We start from the raw sequence: 20,046 nt of genomic DNA on the forward strand, positions 1-20,046 counted from the left end.
GCTTGCTTCGCCGTTGCCAGCATGGGGCAACCGGCGTAGCGCAGGCTTATGCAGACGTCTTCATCTCCTCAAGCAAAGCGCGCTGTCGTACTCCTCTCCGGCGGGCTCGATTCCATGGTCTCGGCAGGCCTCGCCCGAGAGGCGGGCTATGAGATCCATGCGCTGACCATTGACTATAACCAGCGTCATAGCTGCGAAATCGAGGCTGCGGGTGTTATCGCCGGGCATCTGGGCGCCAAGCGCCATGTCGTGCTTCCGCTCAACTTGCGGCAGTTCGGCGGATCAGCTCTCACCGACGATATCGAGGTGCCCAAGGATGGCGTGGGGCCGGAGATTCCGGTGACCTATGTGCCGGCGCGCAATCTCGTTTTCCTGTCGCTCACGCTCGCCTGGGCCGAGGCGCTGGGCGCCAACGACATTTTCATTGGCGTCAATGCGCTGGACTATTCGGGCTATCCCGATTGCCGGCCCGAGTTCATTTCGGCGTTCGAGAACATTGCCGACCTGGCGACCAAGGCGGGATCCCAAGGGCAGCGCATGAAAATCCACGCGCCGCTTCAGTACCTGGGGAAGGCAGACATCGCGCGAGAGGCCGATCGGCTGGGTCTGGACGCGGGTATGAGCTGGTCGTGTTACGATCCGCAGCTGGATGGGCGTGCGTGCGGCCTGTGCGACAGCTGCCGCTTGCGCAAGGCGGGCTTTGCGGAGGCCGGTCTGGTGGACCCCACCGACTACGCAGCCTGAATTGATCTGGCGCGCGTCGCGGTCCGCGCTCTCGTGCGGCCCACATTCCTCAAATATAGCTCCCAAAGAAAAGGGGCCCGGATTTCTCCGGGCCCCAATTCATTTTACCGTTGCCGGTTCGCTTACATGCCCGAGCCCGGACCGTAAGTGATCTCGACGCGGCGGTTCTGCAGCTCGCGCACACCGTCAGCGGTGGGAACGCGCGGGTTGCTTTCACCGAACGCCTGGCTCGAGATCGCACCGTCGGGGATGCCGTGGCTGGTCAGGTACGCACGGACCGAGTCGTTGCGACGCTCGGACAGGCCCATGTTGTACTGTACCGTGCCCGAACGGTCGGTGTAACCGGCCAGCATGATCGGGACGTTGTCGCAGTTACCGTAAGCGCTCACGGCGCTATCCAGAATGGTCGCGGCCTCCGGCGTGATGTCCGACTTATCCCAGTCGAAGAACACGATGTACGGCCCCTTGTTGCAGACCGCTGCCGGCGGCGGGGGCGGCGGGGGCGGCGGGGGCGGCGGCGGCGGGGGCGGCGGCGGGGGCGGCGGCGGAGCAGCCGGTTCGCCGAAGTTATAGGTCAGCGTGCCCATCAGCGAGTGCGAACGCCAGCGGGTGCTGAGCTGGTCGCCGGTCGGTGCCACGAGGTCGACGTTGTCGACGTTCATGAAGCGGTACTTCAGGCCGGCGTCCCAATGATCGTTGATCGGGGCGCGAATGCCGGCGAGAATCTGCCACGCGAAACCGCTGTCGGAATCGTCGATGTAGTCGGCGTCGACACGAGCCACGCCGACACCGCCGCCGACAAAGCCCTGGATGCCATCATCCGGACCGAAGTCCAGAAGGCCATTGACCATGAACGACAGGTTGCTGGCATCGCCAGGAACGTACTTCATGTTTGCCTGGCGATAGCTGGCTTCGGTTTCCAGACGGAATGCGCCGAAGTCATAACCAAGCGTTGCGCCACCGTCGAACCCCTTGTCGAAGTCGATGGTGTCAGCGTTATTTACGCCATTGATATCGATATCGGCGTCTTCGACGATCATGCCGCCGAAACCAAGTTCGATATACCAAGCGTCATCACGCGCGAAGGCGGGCGTGGCAATGGCTGTAGAAGCCAGCGCCAGTCCTATGACGAGTTTCCTCATACGTTTCCCCTACAAATAGAGATATGGAGCCACCGAGTGCAGCGAGTGTCTAACTCCTCCGTAAACCGGGTGCAAGCGCACAATGATCGCGACTGTGACAATAATGTCGCTATTTCGCGGGCTTGCTGGTGGTTTCGGTATCTTTGTTAGAACCCCTCATTACTAGTTGGCCTGTTGTTCGTTACAACCTGTCATTGCGTGGGAAAGACACCCACGACCCGAAGAGCCGCGATCAGGCTGCTGATCGTTGCCCGGGCTTCGACGTCAACGGTCGTTCCGTCCAAAGGTTCCAATGGCACGGAAGCTTTTCTCCATAAACCAAAAAAAAGGTTTTCTTGGCCGCTAGCGGCGTTGAAGATCCGCAGGCCATCGCAAGGCGGTATGAAGGTCCAGCCGCCTGCGCGAAAACATGCCAGTGATCCGTCCTGCCCGGACCAGTCGCCGGTCGCTCCCGGCGCAACGAGCCAGGTCTGCCCTTCCGCGGCCTCAGCGGGAGGGCTCCCCGCCTCGTCTTCGACTTTGCAGTGCAGCAAGGTATCAGTCGTGGAAAAAGCCTCATTAACGAACACTTCTTTCTGCGCCTGACCGGAATAAAGGAAGGGCAGGCCGAATCGCGCGCTGGCGCTGTCGAATGTCACCGGGTCGGGCATGGGGTTCTCCTTTTCCCCAAATTCTCAAGTCAGTGTGCAAAGATGAAGCGGGTCGGACAGGGCATGGGTGCCGCGCTGACGCACAGTGAGGGGCTGTGTGGTTGCCTCGGGAAGCAGCGTGTTCAGCACCGCCGGCGGAATTTCCAGTCCGGGCTCGTGGGTGGTCCATTGGGCGAAGGGACTTTCGAAGGCCCCGAGCGTCACGATGTAGGTCTCTGCCTCCTCGACAAGGGGCACATCGACGCCGTCCTGCCATTGCCAGCCGCCACGCGCGCGGCGCGTCCAGCCGAGTGACAAGGTTCCGTCCGGTGCCTGCGAACAGCGCGAGTGAACGGGAGCGAGCGGTCGCAGGGTAATACCATCCAGAAGGACCGGCGCGACGACCGGGCTGTCGTCGCCGCGTCCTATCGCGACCAGTTGCCGCTCGCTTTGTCGCCCGAGAATACCGACATCGAGAGCAGTCGGTGCAGAATTGAGAACCACGAAAGGTTCGCCGGCAATATGCGATGCTGCCTTGCCTTCGGTGCCCCCTCGGCCCCGCAACAGGCCTTCGAGGCGCCAGTTGCCGTCACCGACCGGCGTCGCCTTCGCGAACTGCAGAATTTCCTCGCCAACCAGCGCCAGATTGGCGCCGAATGCGAGCTGACGCATGTCCACCGAGGCAAGCTGCATGGCCGGATCGACGAGCGAAACGATGATCTGCGACTGGCGGTCGACCAGCAACGGGCTGGCTGCGGGAAGAGCGTTCGATACTGTGCCGATCACGCTGCGCCCGCGATTGCTCGGACCGAGCGGATGGAGTTCGCCATCGCCCCGGTCGGCATAGAGAGCGGCACCGCGCCAGTTGGCGCTTGCACTGGAAACGGCGGCGAAGGCGCGCGGCGTATCCGCGTTCGCTTCCATCCCGTCCAGTGGCAGTTCGAAGGCGACCAGGGCGGTGGTGCCAATCGACATGTCTGACGCAAGGCTGGCCCGACCGGAATCGGCTGGCAGTTGTAGCGCGGTGGCTGATTCGCCGGGGGGAACCCGCGCCAGCGAAAGTTCGACGCCGCTCACATGCCATTCCCACTCAAGGACGCGCCAGCGCCCCGGAAGTCCGGGCAGGCTAACAATGGCGCCCGGGCTGGCAGCGGAATCCAGAGTGCATGTGCGCCAGGCAATGCGCTCGCGGGCCCAGTCGATCCGCCGCGCGTTGTTCTCGATAAGCTTGCGTGCAGATGCCGCGTCGATCGCGGCAGGCAGATCGATCGTCTGCGGTTCGCCCGCCGTCATCCGACCAACCGGACGTTGGGATCCCGGCAGGTAGTCGCGCTCCGGATCGTAGTATCGTAATACTTTCGGAAGTTGCTCGGGCGGTTTCGAGCGGTGCCTTGCCATTCCCGATGTCGGGCCGAACGCATCGTCTTCGACACTTGCTGCCGCTTCATCGACCATGACCGTGCCTGTCTGAAGCCGTTCGCGCGAAATGATAAGCTTCTCGGCCCCCGCGTCGGCTTCCAGCGGCAGGACCCGACCTAGAATCTCGAGGCTGCCTGCCAGCGGACCGTCGCATGTAAGGCCCCGGAGTTCCGGCAGCGGAACGTTCGCATCAGCCTCTTCGATGACCTCGCCGATCACGTTCTGCAGCGTGATTTCCTCCTCGGCGACGACTTCGAATGTCAGTGCGGGGATGCGGTTGTAGTAGTCCGAAAGATCGAGGTCTTCGAACACCACATAGGCGAGGTCGCGGTGCGCCGGGCAGCGGCTCTCGCTCTCGGCGGCAAGGATCAAGGGATCGGGCTCCTGATCGCCCACGCCGGTGTAGACGCGCAGGGTGCCGCCGACCTTGAGATCGCCGGCTTCTCCACGCAGCAACTTGCCGTCGGCCCAGATGCGGCCGATCGACTGGATCGGACGGCTGGAAAGGGCCACTGCAAGGCTGACTGTGTAGCTGTAGGTGGTCGCCGACGGAGCCCCCTTGCCGCCGCCTGTCGTCTCGCTGTGTTCGACCAGGTCGGTTGCCCATAAGATCGAACCGGCGACGCGCATGCGGCCGAAGTGTCGGGGCAATATCTGGCCGTAGCTCGATGTGCTCACGGCCAGTTCGGCAAGGCGCGGCCCTTGCCGGCTAGACGAACCGAACAGGGCCGTATCGACCTGTCGGCCGATCAGTGAACCGATGGCACCGCCGATCGGTCCGCCGAGATAAGAGCCAACCGCGTTGAAAACGATCGTTGCCATGTCAGTTCCTGATTGGGTGAGGGCGCCACTGGCGAATCACGGGCCAGTCTTCGAGGAACGGGCCTTCGACGACCCGGCGCAGACCGGCATGGGCATGGACGAAGCGGCCGGGTGCGGTCGCGATGGCCAGATGGTGCTGGCAGGGAGAAGGGCGGACGATGATCACGTCTCCGGCCACGACGGGTGCCGGAGTTTCCTGCAGGCCCAGCTTTGCGGGGAGGTCCGCAAGCGCGGGCAGACGGCGTGACCGCAGCGAATAGCCATTTGGCAAGGTCACTTTCTGCCCGCACGCCCGGAAAGCGGCTTCCAGCACGCCGATGCAGTCCAGCCCGATTCGCGGATCGCGGCCGTGAAGCAGGAATGGCGTTCCGACGAGCGCGCTCGCTGCGATAGCCAGTTCCGCCCCGGTCATGGGCCCGGCACGGGGTAGCGCGTGAGCAGGTCGTTGCCCGGCAGGAAAGGCTCGCCGCGAAAGTTCACTGCATTGCCGAAGCGGGAGGCGCAGGTGTCGAGCGTGTGATCGCACCCTTCGCGCATTTGCGCCCGAGTGCCGCTTGCGGGCGTTGCATCGATCGGGGTGTCCAGGACCAAGCTTCCGGTTCCATCGCCACCTGCGATTCCCATCGACAGACCTGCTTGCGGACCTTCGATCCATCGCAGCGTGCCTCCCAAGAACAGTGCCGGATCGACCGCTTCGACAAGGCGCACCGCATTGGCCTCGGGATCGCTCGCATCCACTGTCACTTCGTGGGTGAACTGCATGGGATTGAGGTTGCAGCCAGGACCGCAAAACGTCGCCCGGCAAGCAGGGCTGGTGCGGGGCACGGGATCGCGTTGCAAATCGGCCTTGCGCGAGACGAGATCTGCCGAGAACGCGCCGTCTTCCTGCGAAATCGTGCCGATGGTCCCGGCATAGAGCACTTCGCGTTCCAGCGTTTCCCAATCGACTACGCCGATGCGGACCTGCGCGCCGTCGAAGCGACCTGCGGCGAGGTCTTCGCTCGTGATCGCCTCGTGCGAGAGTGCGCCGCGCACTTCGGCGCTGTCCGGTTCGAGATCGGCGGACTTTCGGATCGAAGAGGGCACCATGCCGGGCGAGGCGCGGTGGAGCACGCGGTCGAACCACAAGTCGCGGTCGTGCGTGGTGAAGCCCAGCGTCACCCCGTCGCGCCGCAGCACACGCCAGAAGGTGGCGACGGTTTCGAGATCGCTTGCGAACCAGACCCTGCTCATGCTGCCTCGCGCACTTCGACGACGGGCACGCTGGGGGCCTCGCCAGCGGCAAAGGCGGCGCCGGAAATTTCCAGCTGATCCTCGGCAAAGCGGACGGGGACGTCGAAGAGGAAGCCGGCGCGAACTACGGCGCCATCCGCAGGAGGGTCATCGAAGGCGATCACGCCTGCTTCACCCAGCGACCAGTTGCCGACCTGAACCACGCCATCGATGGAAACCACGATCGTCGCGAAATCGGGCCGGGTGATCCGGCGTATCTGGGCATCTTCACCATCGCCGTAGGCTTTGATCAGCGCGAATTCGGTGGTCATGCCGTCACCCGTGCCGAGGGTCTGGTCGAGTGCCGTCGGCTCTCCGGTCATGCCGTTCGAGCTGTGTTCGCTCGGATCGCGCAGCCGGAAGCCGCGTGCGGGTCCGCGCCGGGCCCGATAGAAGGTGATGAGCGTGCCGAGTTCGGCTTCAGAGCGCACGCCGGGCCCGACGTCGAAGCGCAGCCGCGCGTTCGACCACTGGCTGTTGCGCCGCTCGAAGCCGGAGGCGGTCACTGCCACGCTGGTCGAGAATTCGGGAACGACGGTTGCGTCCCGCCCCAGTGCAAGCGGGTAGGATACGTCATCGAAAGCCTGCATGTCGGGCGGTCCTGTCATGTCGGGGGAGGGCAAGCGCACGTATCCGTCGCGCGCGATCTGCGGCAGGGCCCAGACGACGATCTCGTGCGGGATGCGAGCAAGCGCTTCGTCGATCCCGGCGTCGATCCGCAGCCAATGGTCGCTGTCGGTAGAATTGAGCACGAAACCGGCGAGATAGTCCTGCTGCGCCGGCGGATAGCCGAGCCGCTGGTTGACCTCGGCATAGGCCTTGCGGCGGAGGCCATCGGCACCTGCAGTGAGCCAGTCGTAGTCCTCCACCTGCAGCCGGTCGAAGGCGGGAGAGGCCCACCCGACCGGCAGGTTCGCGCGCTTCAGCTCGGGCATGTCGGCGGCCAGCAGGGTGGGCGTGAATACCAGTGCCAGCGCTTCGACAGGCGCAGGATCGGCCGCGGTACGGACCGCGCTCACCAGATCGGCGGTCGATTGTGCAAGGAGCGCACCGGCGGCATCGAGCAGATCGGTCTGCGCAGTGTTCAGCGGCGCGCGCATATCGGGAATGGCAGGCGGGGCCCCGCCCAGCGCCGCTGACGACGCGGCATCATAAAGGCATATGCGCCCGTCGGAAAAAGTCCACCACCACGGTTCGCCGACTTGGAACCGCACGGGTGCCGCAGCTTCCGTCATCAGATCGGTGAAGGCAGAGGCGACCGATTGCAGCCAGTTCATCGCCTCCGCGTTCGCCGGAGACAGCAGCGTCGAGGGCGGAGACCATCCGGTCAGCGCGGGCGCGCCGAGATAGTCGCGCTGCTTCCAGTCTTCGGGGCAGTGCTGGTCGAGCAATTCGTAAGAGAGCGAGGCCATGGGGCTGAAACCCATCGCGACCGCTTCCGCGAAAATCGCCTGATGCCAGACCCGCGTCGGTGTGTTGAGCGGATCGGCGGTCTGCCCGGCGAGATAGACGCCGGACTGCACGACGAGCCGGAAGTAGTGGCTCATGCCGACATAGAGCACCAGCGAACCGCGATAGCCGAGCTGGCGGGCATTGCGCAGCAGACGGGCCGGGGTCTGAACGCCCTGATCGTCGAACCCGGTGGCGAGCGCGAGACCATGTGGCGGCACCATGACATCGCCGATTTCCAGCATGGCGCGGGCGCCGTCGGTGGCAATCTCGCTCATCTCGATCCAGCCTTCGGTTTCGGCCGGTAGCGGATCGGCGCTGCCGTCGTAGCCCGGCGGAGCGAACGAGATGAACATGCGGTCGATATCGCCGGGCCAGATCGGCTCGCCCGGCAGCGAGAATCCGGCTTGCAGGTCCGAGAAACGCAAGGTGATCCGAGCGTCTTCGCCGATGCCCTCGGCATAGTTCCAGAGCCGCACATACCAGGTTCGCGCGCCGCCGTTTTCGTCGCGGCCCTCGATGGTCAGCGTCGGGCCGTAGATTGCATCGAGTGGCAGAATCCCGCCCGACTGCCAGCGGAAGCTGAGCGCGGTGCGGGCGTAATTGCGATCAGTCTTGTAGGCGAGCAGAGCGTGATCCAGCGTATCCTCGCTGGTCCAGATCAGACCGCCGAGATCGCCCTTGCGCAGGAACGAGGCGTCCACACGCAGCGCGTCCGGACCGGTCGAAATGACGGTCGCTACCATGGGGCGCGGGAAGTTGACGGTCCAGAAGCGCGGATCGAAGCGGGTGATCCAGTCGCTCGCCTGCCCCTGCCGCTTTTCGGCAAGCCAGAATGCCATGGGGTATGCCTTTCAAGATACAATACAAGCCGTCGTCCCCGCGAAGGCGGGGACCTCGCTTCTTTGGGGTGGCAAAACGATGGGAAGAAAGCGGGACCCCGCCTACGCGGGGGCGACGATATCAGTTGCCCGCCAGCGCCCGCCGAACCGCGCTCGCAACCTGCCTTGAGGAGCGTTGGAGCGATTGCGGCATAGTGCTGCCGCGCGGGGTGTTGAGGCTGATGGCGACACGAACGTCGCGGCTCGGCGGACGGGTGGACGTTTCGACCCGTCCGGCGGATGTTGGCACGAAGACTTCGGGTCCCCGCTCGCCGACGACATAACCGCGTCCGGGTGCGACATTGCCGCCGGTCGCTCGGCCGGGCAGGCCCAGCGCGGCAGTGAACAGGCCGGCGAAGTCGATCAGACCGCCGCCGCTTCCGCTGGAGCCCGGCCCCAATGATCCGAGCAAGGTATGCGCTGCTTGTGCGGCAATCTCGTCCAGAGTGGAAAGAGCAACGCGCTTGAGATCGTCGAAGCCCAGGCTGCCGCTGCGGATTGCCCCGGCGAGGCCCTTTTCCAGTGCCTGCCCGGCTTTGGTGAAGCCGGAGACAAGGTCGCCGTCCACGGCGGACCGCATGGCCGCGATGTCGCGGGTGAAGCCGTCGGTACCGGCGCGGACTTCCACCAGCAGGCTGTCGATTTCATCGTCCATGATCGTGTTCCATCAGCCGTTGCAGGGTTGGCCGGTCGAGGCAGGGCGCGGTATCGTCGGGCGCAAGCAGTCCCAGCGCCGCCGCCAGTTCCGCGGGTGTGGCCGCCCAGAATTCATGCGGGCGCCAGTGCAGCGTACGGGCAGCAAGGGCGCAAAGAGAGAGCGCGGCTGGGGCAAATTGGAGCCTCGTCATCCCGCGCCCTTGAGTATCTGCGAGAGCAGGATGCGCAGTGGCGCAGCGCAGGCGGCAAGACCCTGCGCCATCACGGCTTCGCCAACGCTCTCGCGCGAGATTTCGGCGCGCTTTTCCAGGCAGTGCCAGAACAGCGAGGCCATTTCGCCCAGCCGCAGGTCCCCGGCACCGGCGCGTTCAACCAGCGCATAGAGCGGGCCGAGCTCCTCTTCTGCTGCAACGAGCGCGCCGAAGCTGGGGCGCAGGGTATGCGGGACGCCACTGATCGTCAGCGAGGCCTCGCCGCGCAGGGCATTGGCGCTCATGCCGAAATCACCTCGCCCGAGCTTTCGAGCTGGAGCGTGTAGTTGCGCTCGCCGTTGAAGTCCCCGGCATAGTCCAGCCGCTGGACCAGGAAGCGGCCTTGCAGTTTCTCGCCGCCCTCGAAGCTGAGCTGGTAGTCGTCGAGCGTGCCGGCCATGGCATTGGTGCGGATCTGCGCTTCGGCGGCACTGCCGAGGAAAATCCCGGCCGCGCTCACGGAAACAGCACGCACACCGGCGCCCGAGAGCAATTCGCGCCAGCCGCCGCTATCCTTGCTGGTAACGACGACGGTCTCGCCGGTCACCGACATCTGCGTAGTGCGCAGCCCGGCGACGGTCTGATAGCTGGCGGGCGCGCCGCCGTCGGAAATCTTGAGGAGGAAGGCACTGCCTTTCTGGGCTGTCATGGGGTTCTCCTTGGAGGGGCTTCGACAGGCTCAGCCTGAGCGAGGACGGAGACGACGAGCACTTCTTCATCCGCTCATCCTGAGCTTGTCGAAGGATGGGAAAGCTCACGCCTCCAGCAGGCGGAAGCGGTATTCGAGCAGGATGGCGCGGCGGTTCTGCCCGTGCTGTTCGGCGCGGGCGCGCAGGAACCGGATGGTGGCGACGGCAAAGCCGGTCTGCCCGCGCGGCAGGCTTTCGACGCGGGCCTCGATGGCGGCCACCAGATCGGCGGCGGTGTCGGGCGCGTCACCCCGGCAATGCAGCTCCAGAGCTATGCGCACCTCGCGTCCCACTGTGGTTTTGCAGCTCCAGTCCGTGCTGGCGCTGGCGGCGAGGCCCAGCCAGGGCAGGCTGGTGCGCGACGGCGCTTCCTCGACAATGGCGTTGAGCTGCGCGGACAAGGCGGGATCGGCGGCCAGCCATGCGATGAGGGCAGCGCGCAAGGCGATTTCCATGGCTTATCCTTTCGCGAAAAGCGGCCAGAGCAGGCGGGCGCGCCGCCATCGCCGGGCGTCGCCGCGCCGGGCTAATGCCCGGGCCGCTATGTGGGCGACGGCGAGCGTGCGGGCTTTCCCGGTGAGCCGGGCGGTGAGCGATGCGAAGTCCGCTTCGGCTTCGATCATTCCGCCACTCATGCGAGGTGCATCCGCCGCCAGGGTCGCCACAGCGCGGCGACCGAAGCAGGCGGCAACGGCGCAGCGCCTTCGCTTTCCCGCTCGCGATGCTGGTGCGCGGCAAGGCGGATCAACCCGTGGCGCAGGCTTTCCGGCAGGTCGGCCCAATCGGCGGCAAGCCCGGCGGTGAAGCGCACGGCCACGCGCGCACCGGTGTCCGGCAAGCGAATGTGCCCGGTCCCGTCCGCATCGAGGTCGACTTCATAGGCCGCGGCATCGAGGGCCGAGCGTGAGCCGTCGGCTGCGATGATCTCGACATCTGAAATCGCCTGAACCGGACGCGTGGAGAGTGTGCGCCAGCCAGCGCGTGCGGTCAGAATTTCCTCGCATTCGGCTTCGAGCGGCATCTGGCCGGTGAAGCCCTCGCAGACCTCGAGCGCCATGTTCAGCAGCGAAAGCAGCGGGGTATCGTCGCCCGTCGTGGTGATGCCGAGCCATTGCTTGAGCTCGGCCAGCGCTGTGCCGGGCAGGACGGCAGGCGTAAGGATGACGCGGTTCATGAACGTCTCCGGTCGGATAGGAAGGGGTGCCCGCGCCGCCGGGGAGGGAAAGCGGCGCGGGCGTGATCGCGGCTGGAGGTCAGGCCGCGATCTTGAGCAGCTTGATCGCGTCGGAATCGAGTACCTGCCCGCCGATACGCCTCGTGGCGTAGAAGTGGACGAAGGGCTTGTTGGTGAAGGGGTCACGCAGGATCGCAGTCGCGCTGCGTTCGGCGATCAGGTAGCCGGCGCGGAAGTTGCCGAAGGCGATGGGGCATTCGTTCGCGGCGATATCGGGCATGTCCTCGGCCTCGACCACCGGGTAGCCGAGCAGGCGGTCGGGCTGGCCGTCCACCAGTCCGGGCTGCCACAGGAACGCGCCGTCCGAGGTCTTGAGCTTGCGCACTTCAGCCAGCGTTGCCGAGTTCATAACCCAGCTTGCGCCCTGCCGGTGCCCGGCCTTGAGCGAGTGGACCAGATCGATCAGCACCAGTTCGACCACGCTGCCGAGGGTATTGGTATCACCCGAAACGAGATGCTGCAGCGTGCCGAACGGACGCGCCGCGTCGCCGGAAGCACTGGTGGCTCCGGTGAGGAAGCCTCTGGGCTGGTTGGTGCCGCTGCCGCCGACGAAAGCGGCTCCTTCGGCGCGGGCGAATTCCATCGCGATCTCGTCGGCCAGCCACGACTGGATGTCGAAAGCGGCATCGTCGAGCATGGCCTGGCTGGCAGCTGGATTGGCATAGAGTTCGCCGGAGGGTGGGGCGATTTCGGAAAAGGTCGGCGTATCGGTTTCGGGGCGGGCGGTGGTTTCGCTCACCCAGCCCGAGGCGGTGCCGCCGGTGGTGATGAGCTTGCGGTAGCCCGCCGAGCCGGTCTGCACGACTTGCGCGATGGCGCGGATCGGGCTGATGCTTTTGAGCCGCGTGGCTATCATCGCATCGATTTCCTGCGGCACGGCATAGCCGCCTTCGCCGCCGCTGGCCCCGCTCAGCGACTTGATCTCGCTCTCGCGGCCAAGGCGCAGGTAGCCGTCGACGAAGCCTTTCACTTCGATGCCGGGCGTTCCGGCACCGGCGAGTGCAGGTCGGGCGGCGGCACGGCTGACCTTGTCGAGGCGTACCTTCACGTCGTCGACATCACCGCGCAGGCTTTCGACGGCCTGCTCGGTGGCGTCCTGCCGGGCGACGAGATCGAAGGAGGCGTCGAGGTTTTCCGTGGGGATGGGGGAGTCCATGGGGCAGATACCTTTCATGTGGGGAAGAAATCCTCCCCCGCCGGGGGAGGATACAAGATGCACCCGCGCGCCGTGCTGCATCGGGTGGGTGACGAGGCTCACTTCGAAGAGGTCGAGGTCGATCAGTTCTCGCCCCTCGCAGGTGCGCAGGCTGTCGCGGACGCGGTAGCCGAAGGAGAGGCCGGTCACCGCGCCGCGTCTTACGGCAAGACCGGCGGCCCCTTCCGGATTGTCGATTTCGGCGATGACCCGCAGGCCGCGTTCGTCTTCGGCCACGGTTTTAACCCAGCCGACACGCTGGTCGGCGCGGTGCTGCCAGAACAGCGGCAGGGGATCGCGGCGGGCGGCCAGCGTGCGTGCGAAGGCGCCGGGCCGGATCGTGTCGCGTCCGGCATCGCGCTTGCCGAACAGGGCGGCGTAACCGGCGAAGCGCATCACCGCAGCATCCCTGTCGCGCCGAGCCGGACGGCGAGGCCCAGTAGCAGCAAGGCCAGAAGCCCCCGCACGATCCAGCCGATCACGGCGGTCTGCGCGCTCGACTTAGCATCGCGCCAGGCCTGCAGGAGTTGTCGCAGTTCGGAGAGGTCCTGCGTGGCGCTTTCATCGTCGAGCCCGACGCGTTCGAGCATGCGCGCCGCGCCCCGCTCGCTCGCTTCCTCGACGATGGCGCGCAGGGTGACGAGGTCGCTGCCTTCGTCCGCCGCCTGTGCGAGCAGTTCGGCCAGCATGTCATTTCTGTTCATGAAATGTTCCTTTCATTTCACCCAGCCCGAGCAAGGCGCGCTTTTCCTGCGGGTCGAGGAAGTCCGCGGCGCTGACTTGCGCCCAGAGCCGCTCGCGGTCCTCGGCGAGCGCGGGCACCCGGTCGAGATCGACGGCAAGGTTCGCCTCGGGGAACCAGGGCGAGAGGCCCTCGCACAGGCCGGCGAAGATCTTCGCGGCGAGCGGCAGCAGCGTAAGCCGCCACAAGGCGCGGTTGGCTTCGCGGTAGTTGGCGTAAGTCGAATCGCCGGGCAGGCCGAGCAGCATCGGCGGCACCCCGAAAGCGAGCGCGATGTCGCGGGCGGCCGCGGCCTTCAGCGTGGCGAAATCCATGTCCGCCGGGCTCAGCGCCATCGTCTGCCACTTGAGCCCGCCTTCGAGCACCATCGGCCGCCCGGCATTGCCTGCCCCGGCGAAGGCGCTGGCAAGCTCCGCCTTGAGCCGTTCGAACTGGTCGCCGGTCAGCGCGCTGCCGTCCTCGGTTTCGTAGACCAGCGCGCCGGACGGGCGTGCGGCGTTTTCGAGGAGCTGGCGGTTCCATTCGGCCGCGGCGTTGTGGATCGCCACGGCCTGATCCGCCGCGCTCAGGCATCCGGCGCCGTAATGATCGTCTGCCGGGTGGAAGTGGCGCAAGTGGATCAGGTTGGGCGCGGCGTCCTCGTCCAGCAGCGGGATCGCCAGCCGCTTTCCGGCGACGTCATAGGCATAGGCGCTGGGCCAGCCGTTCTCACCCGCGACGATCGAGACGCGCTCGGGCCGCAGCGCGAAGAGTTCGACGGGCCTTCCGCGCGCATCCTTGAGCACCTGCACATAGGCATTGCCATGCAGGAGCAGATGCGAGGCCAGCGTCTCCAGCAGCGATTGCCCGGCGCTGGTTTCGCTGACCAGCGCGAGCAGTTTTGAATCCGCCGGTTTCAGCGGCGCCCCGCCGATCCCTTCGGCCACGAGCCTCACCGCGCGCTGCGCGACCGGGTTCTCCAGATAGGCGCGGCGGACGGCCGCGTTGTATTCGAAAGGGGCACGCCCGCCGCCGCTGTCGGCGAAGAACCATGGCGAAGCCGGCCCGCGCGCCAGCGGCACACGCGCACTCTCGCCCTTGAAGGCGGCGACGAGCATATCGATGAAGGACATGGATTTCCTTTCGGTGTGAAGGGAAAAAATGGAGTTCACGCAGAGGCGCGGAGGCGCAGAGAACTTCGCTGCGCCGCAGGCTTTCTGAATCTTTCCGAGGTTGCGGCAAACGCATCTTGGGAGGAAAAAGCGGCTTTGCCGGAAGCACGAAATCTCCGCGTCTCCGCGCCTCTGCGTGAACTCTTTTAAAACCCTAAGTCGTCCGAATTCGCGGCTCAGCGGCTTTCCCAAGCATCAGTTCGGTCAGTGCCCAAACCAGCGCATCGGCGCGGTCTGGCGAGCGGCCGGGCCCCTGATAGGCGCCACCGGCCACCAGTCCGCACAGTTCGTCTTCCAGCTCCGGGAATGTCCCGGCGTGGCGCACCCGGCCCGCTTCGTAGAGGGCGGCCACTGGCTCGGCGCGGGCGGTCTTGCCCCGGCTGGCGTGGACCAGCTTGAGCGGCAGCGCGATGTCCGCCGCGCGCAGGACGCTGCCGACCATCGCGCCGCCCTGATTGGCTTCGGCCACGACCTTATCGACTTGCCAGGCCCCGGCAGTGCGGGCGACGGCGCGGGCCCAGCGTTCGGGGCTGGCCCTCTGCACCGAGGCATCGGCGAGAACATGCGCCGTCCCGTCTTCCGTACGTCCGGCGACGAGGATCCCGCAGGCATCGCCGCCGCTGGAGGCGGGCGGATCGACGCCTACGACTACGCGGACAAGCTCGGGGGCCTCGGTTTCGCGGCATTGCTCGATCAGCGCGCGGGTCCACAGCGCGCCTTCGATATCGTCGAGCAGCTCGCCGTCGAGTTCCTGCCGGCCCAGCAGCGACTTGCCGAACTGGCGGCGAATGTCGCGGACGAAACGGCCCGGCAGGTTGGCGCGGTTGTCTTCGGTGCAGCCGCGCGTGACGGCCAGTGCATCGTCCGCCTCTTCCATCAGCCGGCGCACCAGCGGCACCGCGCGGGGCGTTGTCGTGGCGACCAGACGCGGATGTTCGCCGAGCCGCAGGCCGAACAGCAGGTTGTCCCAGGCGCGGGTCGCCCGCTGCGAGGCATTGTCCCATTTGGCGATTTCGTCGCACCAGGCATGGCTGTGCTGGGGCCCGCGCAGCGTCTCGGGATCGCCCGCCGAATAGAGCAGTGCCTGCGCACCGTTGGGCCACGAAATCCGCCGCAGGCTCGGTTCGAACTCCGGGCGGTGGCGTAGGGGACACACGCCCAGCAGCCCGCTTTCGCCTTCGACCATCACAGCGCGGACTTCGGGCAGCGAGGCCCCGACAAGGGCAATCCGCGCCTGCGGATCGGTATCGGCAACCGCGCGGGCCCATTCGGCGCCTGCGCGCGTCTTGCCGAAGCCGCGCCCGGCCATGATCAGCCAGGTGCGCCAGTCACCCGGCGGGGGGAGCTGTTCGCTGCGGGCCCAGAGCTTCCAGTGGGTCTGCACTTCCTCACGCTCGGTGTCGGACAGGGTGCGCAGCTTTTCTCGTCGTTCCTCCAGAGTCAGCTTGTTGAGGATGCGAAGCTGCTCACTGATCGCCATGGGCATCCCCGGCAGGTTCGTCCTGCGGCGCGGGCAGAGCCTTGAGCGAGCGTTCGCGCATCTTCTCGATCTTGGCGTTGATGGCATCGAGGATGGCCTCGGAATTGCGGTTCTGGTGGATCGCGCGCTGGCATGCGGCGCTTTCGCGGTGGGCGGCGAGCAGGCGCAGCGCAGTGGCATTGTCGAACACGCGAGTGCCGCGTCTGACACCGCTGGCGGGCTTGATCTCGCCTTCGCGCAGCCGCTGCAGCAGGCTCATTTCGAGGTGATCGTACCCCTCGCACAGCGCGACCTGCCATTCGCGGTAGAATTCCGGATCGCTGCGGCGCAGGTCGTAGGCGCGCGAGGTGGCGATGCCGGCCTTGCGCGCCGAGGCGGCGACATTGGAAGTGGCGGCCAGCTCGGCAAGGAAGGCCTTGCGCCAGTTGCGCGGCGGAGTCTTGTCCCCGACCGGCGCATGCCGACGGGGCGGGCTTTGCTTGGCCATGTGGATTTCCTCCTTGATGGGGGAAGGATACGAAGCCATGGCGACGAAGGAGCCTAGGCGCAGTTGGAAGGGGGTGAGGTTGCGCGAAGGTGCCAAGCACCCCCACCCAACTTCGGCTAAGCCGCTTCGCGACCAGGCCTGCGTATCCCTTCCCCATCAAGGGGGGAGGATGGCAGCGACTCGGTTTATCGCGATGTTCTCTATATGTACCCAAATAGCGTGACGCTGTCAATCAAAAATAACCAAATAGGTTACTCATTGACCGGAGGGTTGCCGCTTGCCGCGGCGCAGCACCGCCGGTAAGCACGCCTTCGCAAGGATTTCCGGAGACCTCGATGCTGCGCCGCCTCTACGACTGGACGATGGAAAAGGCGGCCCACCGCCACGCCCAATGGTGGCTGGCCGGGTTCTCGTTCGTCGAATCGAGCTTTTTCCCGATCCCGCCGCATCCGCTTCTCGGCCTCATGTGCCTTGCCGAGCCGAAGAAGGCGGTGCGCTATGCGGCCATAACCACGATCTTTTCGGTCCTTGGCGGCATATTCGGATACCTTATCGGGTACTTCCTCTACGATACGGTCGGCGTTCCGATGCTCTCTGCGTTGGGGCTGATGGAGAGCTTCCCCAAGGTGCGCTGCTACTTCCAGGCCAATGGCGAATGGGCGGTTCTGCTTGGCGCGATGACGCCGATCCCTTTCAAGCTGCTGACGATCATGGCCGGTTTCATGGAAATGAGCCCGGTGCGTTTCATCGTCTCGGCGCTCGTCGGGCGCGGTGCGATCTTCATGACCGTGGGCGTGCTGTTCCGTCTCTTCGGCGCGCCGATCAAGGCGGTCATCGACAAGCACCTCGGCAAGGTCACGATCCTGTTCGGCGTTCTTCTCGTCGGCGGCTTTGCCGTGCTTGCCCTGTTGGGCGGTGGAGCCAGGAAGTCCAGCGAACAATGCGTCGCGCCCGCGAAAACTGCCGCTGTGAGGCCGCTCCCGGTCGCCTGACCACCCGTTCAGCCGGTTTCCGTTGAAAGTTGCCGGGCGCCGGCGCTCAGCAACGCGCCCATCGCCTCGCGGCGGTCGGGTGTCAGCCGTTCGGCCGGGCCGGTCAGGACAAGCGTGCCCACCGGCAATCCGTCCGGACCCAGCACTGCCGCGGCCATGGCAACCGCGCCGGCCTGCAGTTCTTCGTCGTTGACCGTATAGCCGCGCGCCCGTGTCGCGTCGAACTCGGCACGGGTTCCTGCATCGGGCAATGATCCCAGTATCTGCGCCTGCCGATCCTTTGGCAGATAGGGCAGTACCGCGCGCGCCGTTGCGCTGCCCTGCATCGGAATGACGATGCCGATGGCCGGAACCATGCGCAGCAGGTGATGGCTCTCGGCCGCGGCCATGACCACGAAGTGATCGCCGTCGGGCACGGCGAGATAGGCCGTTTCGCCCGTCTCGGTGCGCAGCCGTTCGAGTATCGGCCCTGCGCGCAGGCGCAGGCTCTCGTTGCTGTGCGGCGGCCGGGCGAGGGTGAGCACGTGCGGCGACAGCTCCCACTGGCCCGAAAGCCCCGGCGCCGGGCGGATCCATCCGGCATCGGCCAGCGTCATCAGGTCGCGCTGGACCGCGCTCTTGTCCGCCTCCAGCAGCCGGGCGAGAGCGCTGACCCCGATCGGCTGGGCGTGGGCGATACTCTCGAAGACCGAGAGCATCCGGGTTGCACTGCGGCTGCGCTTGACGGCCACGCGATCTCCAAAGTATCATGTTACTATTCAATAAGACGTATTACATAGTAATATATCTGGCAATCCAGTTTGTGTCGGGAGATCACACATGCCCCTCGAAGACGTCCGCCCGCTGCAGGAAGGGCTTCCTTTCGGTGTCCGCATTGGCGGCCTCACGCGAGAAAAGCTGGAGAACAAGGCGCTGCGCGACGAGATCGACGCGCTGTTCGTGAAGCACGGCATGATCGTGTTCGAGGATGTCGAGCAGTCGGACGAGATGCAGCTGGCTCTGTCGAGCTGCTTCGGCCCGCTCAAGGAGCACCCGGTCAAGGGCGTCTCGCGCGTCGATGGCGACCGCCTGCCCGGTGTGATCGAGATTCGCAGCAAGCGCGGGCGCGGGATCGTCGAAGTGGATGGCAAGCAGGTCTCGCACTGGCTGCCCTGGCATTTCGACCACTGCTACAACGACGAGCTTAACCGCGCTGGCGTGCTGCGCTCGGTGGAGCGGGTGGAAGAGGGCGGGATTACCGGCTTTCTCGATGGCGTTGCGCTCTACGAGGCCTTTCCGCAGGATTTGCGCGATCGGATAGAGGGCAAGGACATCGCCTATCGGCTGGAAACGCAGTACGACGAGCTGAAGTTCGGCCGTCCGGCGCAGTACCGGATGATCGAGCCCAAGCCGATGCCCGACAGCTTCAAGGAGCAGGTCGCGACGATGTCCCGCGCGATCCACCCGGCCGTCTGGACGCGCCCGACCGGCGAAAAGTGCCTGCACGTGTCTACCTACATGGCACAGGGCATTGTCGGCGATGAAACGCCGGAGGGCGATGCGCTGCTCGAAGCGGTCTGTCAGGAGATCAACCGGCTGGGCGAGAGCTGCAGCTACCATCACAAGTGGCGCCCCAACGACATGGCGATCTGGGACAACCTGCGCATGCTCCACTGCGTCTCGGGCAACAAACCGGAGGAAGAGCGGCTGATGTACCGCACCACGATCGCCGGCGACTATGGCCACGGCCGCTGGGAGGAAGCCCCGCGTGAGGCTGTCGTCGCCGACGCGATGGCTTGACCGGGGCAGTTGCTGCGCGAGGCGTGTTCCGCTTCACTCGTCATTGCGAGGAGACGGAGCCGACGCGGCAATCCAGAGCCGCGCGCGCAATCGTCTGGCAAAAACGCTCTGGATCGCCGCGGGCCTTCGGCCCTCGCGATGACGAAGAGAGTGGGGAGAGGCAATGGCGAAGATCGATGTGAACGGGCTCACGCTCGACTACGAATTTGTCGGCGATGAAGGCGCGGCGCCTTTGGTGCTGACGCCGGGAGGGCGCTATCCCCGCGACACCGCGGGCGCGCCGGATCTGGCTGAAAAGCTGGCCGAGGAGGGCTTCCGGGTGCTGCTGTGGGATCGCCCCGGCTGCGGTGCTTCCGACATCGCCTTCACGGCGCCCAGCGAATCGGTGATGAACGCCGAAGCGCTGACCGGGCTGGTCCGGGCGCTGGACCTCAGGGACGTGACGCTGGCGGGCGGCTCGGCCGGCTCGCGCATTTCGCTGATGGCCGCGGCGCGGATGCCCGAGAACATTCGCAAGATGGCGATCTGGTGGATCAGCGGCGGGCCGGTAGGGCTCGCCGGCCTTGCGTGGTTCTATTGCGGCGACCAGATCGCGGCGGCGAGCAAGGGCGGCATGGAAGCCGTGGCGCAACTGCCCAGTTGGGCCGACCAGATTTCGCGCAACCCGAAGATTCGCGACATCCTGCTGGCGCAGGACGCGGACGAATACATCGCCACCATGCAGAAGTGGGGCAAGGCCTTCGCCTATTCGGACGATTCGCCGGTGCCGGGCATGACCGAGGCGGACTTCGCGAAGCTGACGATGCCGGTCATGACTTTCCGTTCGGGCAAGAGCGACATGGCGCATACCCGCGAGACCTCAGAATGGGTCCATCGCCTGCTGCCCAACTCGACGATGGTGGAACCGCCATGGGGCGATCAGGAGTGGAATTATGTCTCGACCTTCCCCATCGATATCGAGAAACGTCGCGGCCGGTTCGAGCGCTGGCCGCTGCTGGCCCCGATGCTGCTCGATTTCCTGAAGGACTGAC

General features: G+C 65.8%; 23 protein-coding genes and 1 pseudogene. 4 read left to right on the top strand and 20 right to left on the bottom strand.

Annotated elements, in window-relative coordinates; all coding sequences use genetic code 11:
* Positions 1-48 precede the first annotated feature (48 nt).
* Complete coding sequence (queC, locus tag IEX64_RS04090) at positions 49-744, top strand: 7-cyano-7-deazaguanine synthase QueC (RefSeq protein WP_188818408.1); 696 nt, start codon at positions 49-51, stop codon at positions 742-744.
* 122 nt (positions 745-866) lie between these two features.
* Here queC and IEX64_RS04095 read toward each other — a convergent pair whose 3' ends face one another.
* From IEX64_RS04095 to IEX64_RS04180, 19 genes and pseudogenes are all read right to left on the bottom strand, one after another.
* Complete coding sequence (locus IEX64_RS04095; RefSeq protein ID WP_188818409.1) at positions 867-1,886, bottom strand: OmpA family protein; 1,020 nt, start codon at positions 1,884-1,886, stop codon at positions 867-869.
* Between the two features lie 191 nt (positions 1,887-2,077).
* The gene (locus tag IEX64_RS04100; RefSeq protein WP_188818410.1) at positions 2,078-2,536 is read right to left on the bottom strand and encodes a DUF2793 domain-containing protein; all 459 of its coding nucleotides are present in this window, start codon (positions 2,534-2,536) and stop codon (positions 2,078-2,080) included.
* Between the two features lie 24 nt (positions 2,537-2,560).
* Complete coding sequence (locus IEX64_RS04105) at positions 2,561-4,756, bottom strand: GTA baseplate fiber-binding domain-containing protein (protein ID WP_188818411.1); 2,196 nt, start codon at positions 4,754-4,756, stop codon at positions 2,561-2,563.
* Position 4,757: 1 nt separating this feature from the next.
* Complete coding sequence (locus tag IEX64_RS04110) at positions 4,758-5,168, bottom strand: NlpC/P60 family protein (protein WP_188818412.1); 411 nt, start codon at positions 5,166-5,168, stop codon at positions 4,758-4,760.
* Positions 5,165-5,989 (bottom strand): phage/gene transfer agent baseplate hub protein, encoded by an 825-nt coding sequence (locus tag IEX64_RS04115; protein ID WP_188818413.1) that lies wholly within the window; start codon positions 5,987-5,989, stop codon positions 5,165-5,167. Before IEX64_RS04115 ends, IEX64_RS04110 begins: the two co-directional genes overlap by 4 nt.
* On the bottom strand, positions 5,986-8,319 hold the full coding sequence (locus tag IEX64_RS04120) for a DUF2460 domain-containing protein (protein WP_188818414.1): 2,334 nt from the start codon (positions 8,317-8,319) through the stop codon (positions 5,986-5,988). Before IEX64_RS04120 ends, IEX64_RS04115 begins: the two co-directional genes overlap by 4 nt.
* Positions 8,320-8,440: 121 nt before the next feature.
* Positions 8,441-9,013 carry a tail tape measure protein gene (locus IEX64_RS04125; protein WP_188818415.1) on the bottom strand — a complete coding sequence of 191 codons (573 nt, stop codon included), beginning with the start codon at positions 9,011-9,013 and terminating at the stop codon, positions 8,441-8,443.
* Positions 9,003-9,206 (bottom strand): phage tail assembly chaperone, encoded by a 204-nt coding sequence (locus tag IEX64_RS04130; RefSeq protein WP_188818416.1) that lies wholly within the window; start codon positions 9,204-9,206, stop codon positions 9,003-9,005. The genes IEX64_RS04125 and IEX64_RS04130 overlap by 11 nt, the downstream gene beginning before the upstream one ends.
* On the bottom strand, positions 9,203-9,511 hold the full coding sequence (locus IEX64_RS04135) for a gene transfer agent family protein (RefSeq protein ID WP_188818417.1): 309 nt from the start codon (positions 9,509-9,511) through the stop codon (positions 9,203-9,205). Before IEX64_RS04135 ends, IEX64_RS04130 begins: the two co-directional genes overlap by 4 nt.
* The gene (locus IEX64_RS04140; protein ID WP_188818418.1) at positions 9,508-9,915 is read right to left on the bottom strand and encodes a phage major tail protein, TP901-1 family; all 408 of its coding nucleotides are present in this window, start codon (positions 9,913-9,915) and stop codon (positions 9,508-9,510) included. Before IEX64_RS04140 ends, IEX64_RS04135 begins: the two co-directional genes overlap by 4 nt.
* A 105-nt stretch (positions 9,916-10,020) precedes the next feature.
* On the bottom strand, positions 10,021-10,410 hold the full coding sequence (locus IEX64_RS04145; RefSeq protein WP_188818419.1) for a DUF3168 domain-containing protein: 390 nt from the start codon (positions 10,408-10,410) through the stop codon (positions 10,021-10,023).
* Between the two features lie 3 nt (positions 10,411-10,413).
* Complete coding sequence (locus IEX64_RS04150) at positions 10,414-10,578, bottom strand: hypothetical protein (protein WP_188818420.1); 165 nt, start codon at positions 10,576-10,578, stop codon at positions 10,414-10,416.
* Between the two features lie 8 nt (positions 10,579-10,586).
* Positions 10,587-11,129, bottom strand: coding sequence for a head-tail connector protein (locus IEX64_RS04155; protein WP_188818421.1), 543 nt, complete (start codon positions 11,127-11,129; stop codon positions 10,587-10,589).
* Positions 11,130-11,208: 79 nt separating this feature from the next.
* Positions 11,209-12,345, bottom strand: a complete 1,137-nt coding sequence (locus IEX64_RS04160) for a phage major capsid protein (protein WP_229710069.1) — start codon at positions 12,343-12,345, stop codon at positions 11,209-11,211.
* 111 nt (positions 12,346-12,456) lie between these two features.
* A pseudogene (locus IEX64_RS24385) lies at positions 12,457-12,780 on the bottom strand (HK97 family phage prohead protease); the annotation flags it as partial.
* A complete protein-coding gene (locus IEX64_RS04165; protein ID WP_188818423.1) occupies positions 12,780-13,088 on the bottom strand; it encodes a DUF6127 family protein in 309 nt (102 codons plus the stop codon). The pseudogene IEX64_RS24385 and the gene IEX64_RS04165, both read right to left, overlap by 1 nt.
* Positions 13,075-14,238, bottom strand: a complete 1,164-nt coding sequence (locus IEX64_RS04170; RefSeq protein WP_188818424.1) for a phage portal protein — start codon at positions 14,236-14,238, stop codon at positions 13,075-13,077. The genes IEX64_RS04165 and IEX64_RS04170 overlap by 14 nt, the downstream gene beginning before the upstream one ends.
* A 193-nt stretch (positions 14,239-14,431) precedes the next feature.
* Positions 14,432-15,757 (bottom strand): DNA-packaging protein, encoded by a 1,326-nt coding sequence (locus IEX64_RS04175; RefSeq protein ID WP_188818425.1) that lies wholly within the window; start codon positions 15,755-15,757, stop codon positions 14,432-14,434.
* Positions 15,744-16,244, bottom strand: coding sequence for a hypothetical protein (locus IEX64_RS04180; protein ID WP_188818426.1), 501 nt, complete (start codon positions 16,242-16,244; stop codon positions 15,744-15,746). Before IEX64_RS04180 ends, IEX64_RS04175 begins: the two co-directional genes overlap by 14 nt.
* Before the next feature lie 335 nt (positions 16,245-16,579).
* Here IEX64_RS04180 and IEX64_RS04185 point away from each other — a divergent pair, with 335 nt between their 5' ends.
* The gene (locus IEX64_RS04185) at positions 16,580-17,236 is read left to right on the top strand and encodes a YqaA family protein (RefSeq protein ID WP_188818427.1); all 657 of its coding nucleotides are present in this window, start codon (positions 16,580-16,582) and stop codon (positions 17,234-17,236) included.
* Positions 17,237-17,244: 8 nt separating this feature from the next.
* Here IEX64_RS04185 and IEX64_RS04190 read toward each other — a convergent pair whose 3' ends face one another.
* Positions 17,245-17,967 carry an IclR family transcriptional regulator gene (locus IEX64_RS04190; RefSeq protein ID WP_188818428.1) on the bottom strand — a complete coding sequence of 241 codons (723 nt, stop codon included), beginning with the start codon at positions 17,965-17,967 and terminating at the stop codon, positions 17,245-17,247.
* 88 nt (positions 17,968-18,055) lie between these two features.
* Here IEX64_RS04190 and IEX64_RS04195 point away from each other — a divergent pair, with 88 nt between their 5' ends.
* Together IEX64_RS04195 and IEX64_RS04200 are read left to right on the top strand one after the other, a co-directional pair.
* Positions 18,056-19,015: a TauD/TfdA dioxygenase family protein gene (locus IEX64_RS04195; protein ID WP_188818429.1), complete on the top strand. Its 960-nt coding sequence runs from the start codon at positions 18,056-18,058 to the stop codon at positions 19,013-19,015.
* Between the two features lie 163 nt (positions 19,016-19,178).
* The gene (locus tag IEX64_RS04200; RefSeq protein ID WP_188818430.1) at positions 19,179-20,045 is read left to right on the top strand and encodes an alpha/beta fold hydrolase; all 867 of its coding nucleotides are present in this window, start codon (positions 19,179-19,181) and stop codon (positions 20,043-20,045) included.
* Position 20,046 lies beyond the last annotated feature (1 nt).

This window comes from Novosphingobium indicum, from assembly GCF_014645195.1.
GTDB classification, from domain to species: Bacteria; Pseudomonadota; Alphaproteobacteria; order Sphingomonadales; family Sphingomonadaceae; genus Novosphingobium; species Novosphingobium indicum.

Coding starts and splice junctions, on each gene's coding strand:
- queC (WP_188818408.1), top strand. CDS start 49: ATGCAGACGTCTTCATCTCCTCAAGCAAAGCGCGCTGTCGTACTCCTC.
- IEX64_RS04130 (WP_188818416.1), bottom strand. CDS start 9,206: ATGACGAGGCTCCAATTTGCCCCAGCCGCGCTCTCTCTTTGCGCCCTT.
- IEX64_RS04155 (WP_188818421.1), bottom strand. CDS start 11,129: ATGAACCGCGTCATCCTTACGCCTGCCGTCCTGCCCGGCACAGCGCTG.
- IEX64_RS04185 (WP_188818427.1), top strand. CDS start 16,580: ATGCTGCGCCGCCTCTACGACTGGACGATGGAAAAGGCGGCCCACCGC.
- IEX64_RS04150 (WP_188818420.1), bottom strand. CDS start 10,578: ATGATCGAAGCCGAAGCGGACTTCGCATCGCTCACCGCCCGGCTCACC.
- IEX64_RS04145 (WP_188818419.1), bottom strand. CDS start 10,410: ATGGAAATCGCCTTGCGCGCTGCCCTCATCGCATGGCTGGCCGCCGAT.
- IEX64_RS04165 (WP_188818423.1), bottom strand. CDS start 13,088: ATGAACAGAAATGACATGCTGGCCGAACTGCTCGCACAGGCGGCGGAC.
- IEX64_RS04100 (WP_188818410.1), bottom strand. CDS start 2,536: ATGCCCGACCCGGTGACATTCGACAGCGCCAGCGCGCGATTCGGCCTG.
- IEX64_RS04110 (WP_188818412.1), bottom strand. CDS start 5,168: ATGACCGGGGCGGAACTGGCTATCGCAGCGAGCGCGCTCGTCGGAACG.
- IEX64_RS04200 (WP_188818430.1), top strand. CDS start 19,179: ATGGCGAAGATCGATGTGAACGGGCTCACGCTCGACTACGAATTTGTC.
- IEX64_RS04140 (WP_188818418.1), bottom strand. CDS start 9,915: ATGACAGCCCAGAAAGGCAGTGCCTTCCTCCTCAAGATTTCCGACGGC.
- IEX64_RS04105 (WP_188818411.1), bottom strand. CDS start 4,756: ATGGCAACGATCGTTTTCAACGCGGTTGGCTCTTATCTCGGCGGACCG.
- IEX64_RS04175 (WP_188818425.1), bottom strand. CDS start 15,757: ATGGCGATCAGTGAGCAGCTTCGCATCCTCAACAAGCTGACTCTGGAG.
- IEX64_RS04115 (WP_188818413.1), bottom strand. CDS start 5,989: ATGAGCAGGGTCTGGTTCGCAAGCGATCTCGAAACCGTCGCCACCTTC.
- IEX64_RS04120 (WP_188818414.1), bottom strand. CDS start 8,319: ATGGCATTCTGGCTTGCCGAAAAGCGGCAGGGGCAGGCGAGCGACTGG.
- IEX64_RS04170 (WP_188818424.1), bottom strand. CDS start 14,238: ATGTCCTTCATCGATATGCTCGTCGCCGCCTTCAAGGGCGAGAGTGCG.
- IEX64_RS04160 (WP_229710069.1), bottom strand. CDS start 12,345: ATGGACTCCCCCATCCCCACGGAAAACCTCGACGCCTCCTTCGATCTC.
- IEX64_RS04095 (WP_188818409.1), bottom strand. CDS start 1,886: ATGAGGAAACTCGTCATAGGACTGGCGCTGGCTTCTACAGCCATTGCC.
- IEX64_RS04195 (WP_188818429.1), top strand. CDS start 18,056: ATGCCCCTCGAAGACGTCCGCCCGCTGCAGGAAGGGCTTCCTTTCGGT.
- IEX64_RS04135 (WP_188818417.1), bottom strand. CDS start 9,511: ATGAGCGCCAATGCCCTGCGCGGCGAGGCCTCGCTGACGATCAGTGGC.
- IEX64_RS04125 (WP_188818415.1), bottom strand. CDS start 9,013: ATGGACGATGAAATCGACAGCCTGCTGGTGGAAGTCCGCGCCGGTACC.
- IEX64_RS04180 (WP_188818426.1), bottom strand. CDS start 16,244: ATGGCCAAGCAAAGCCCGCCCCGTCGGCATGCGCCGGTCGGGGACAAG.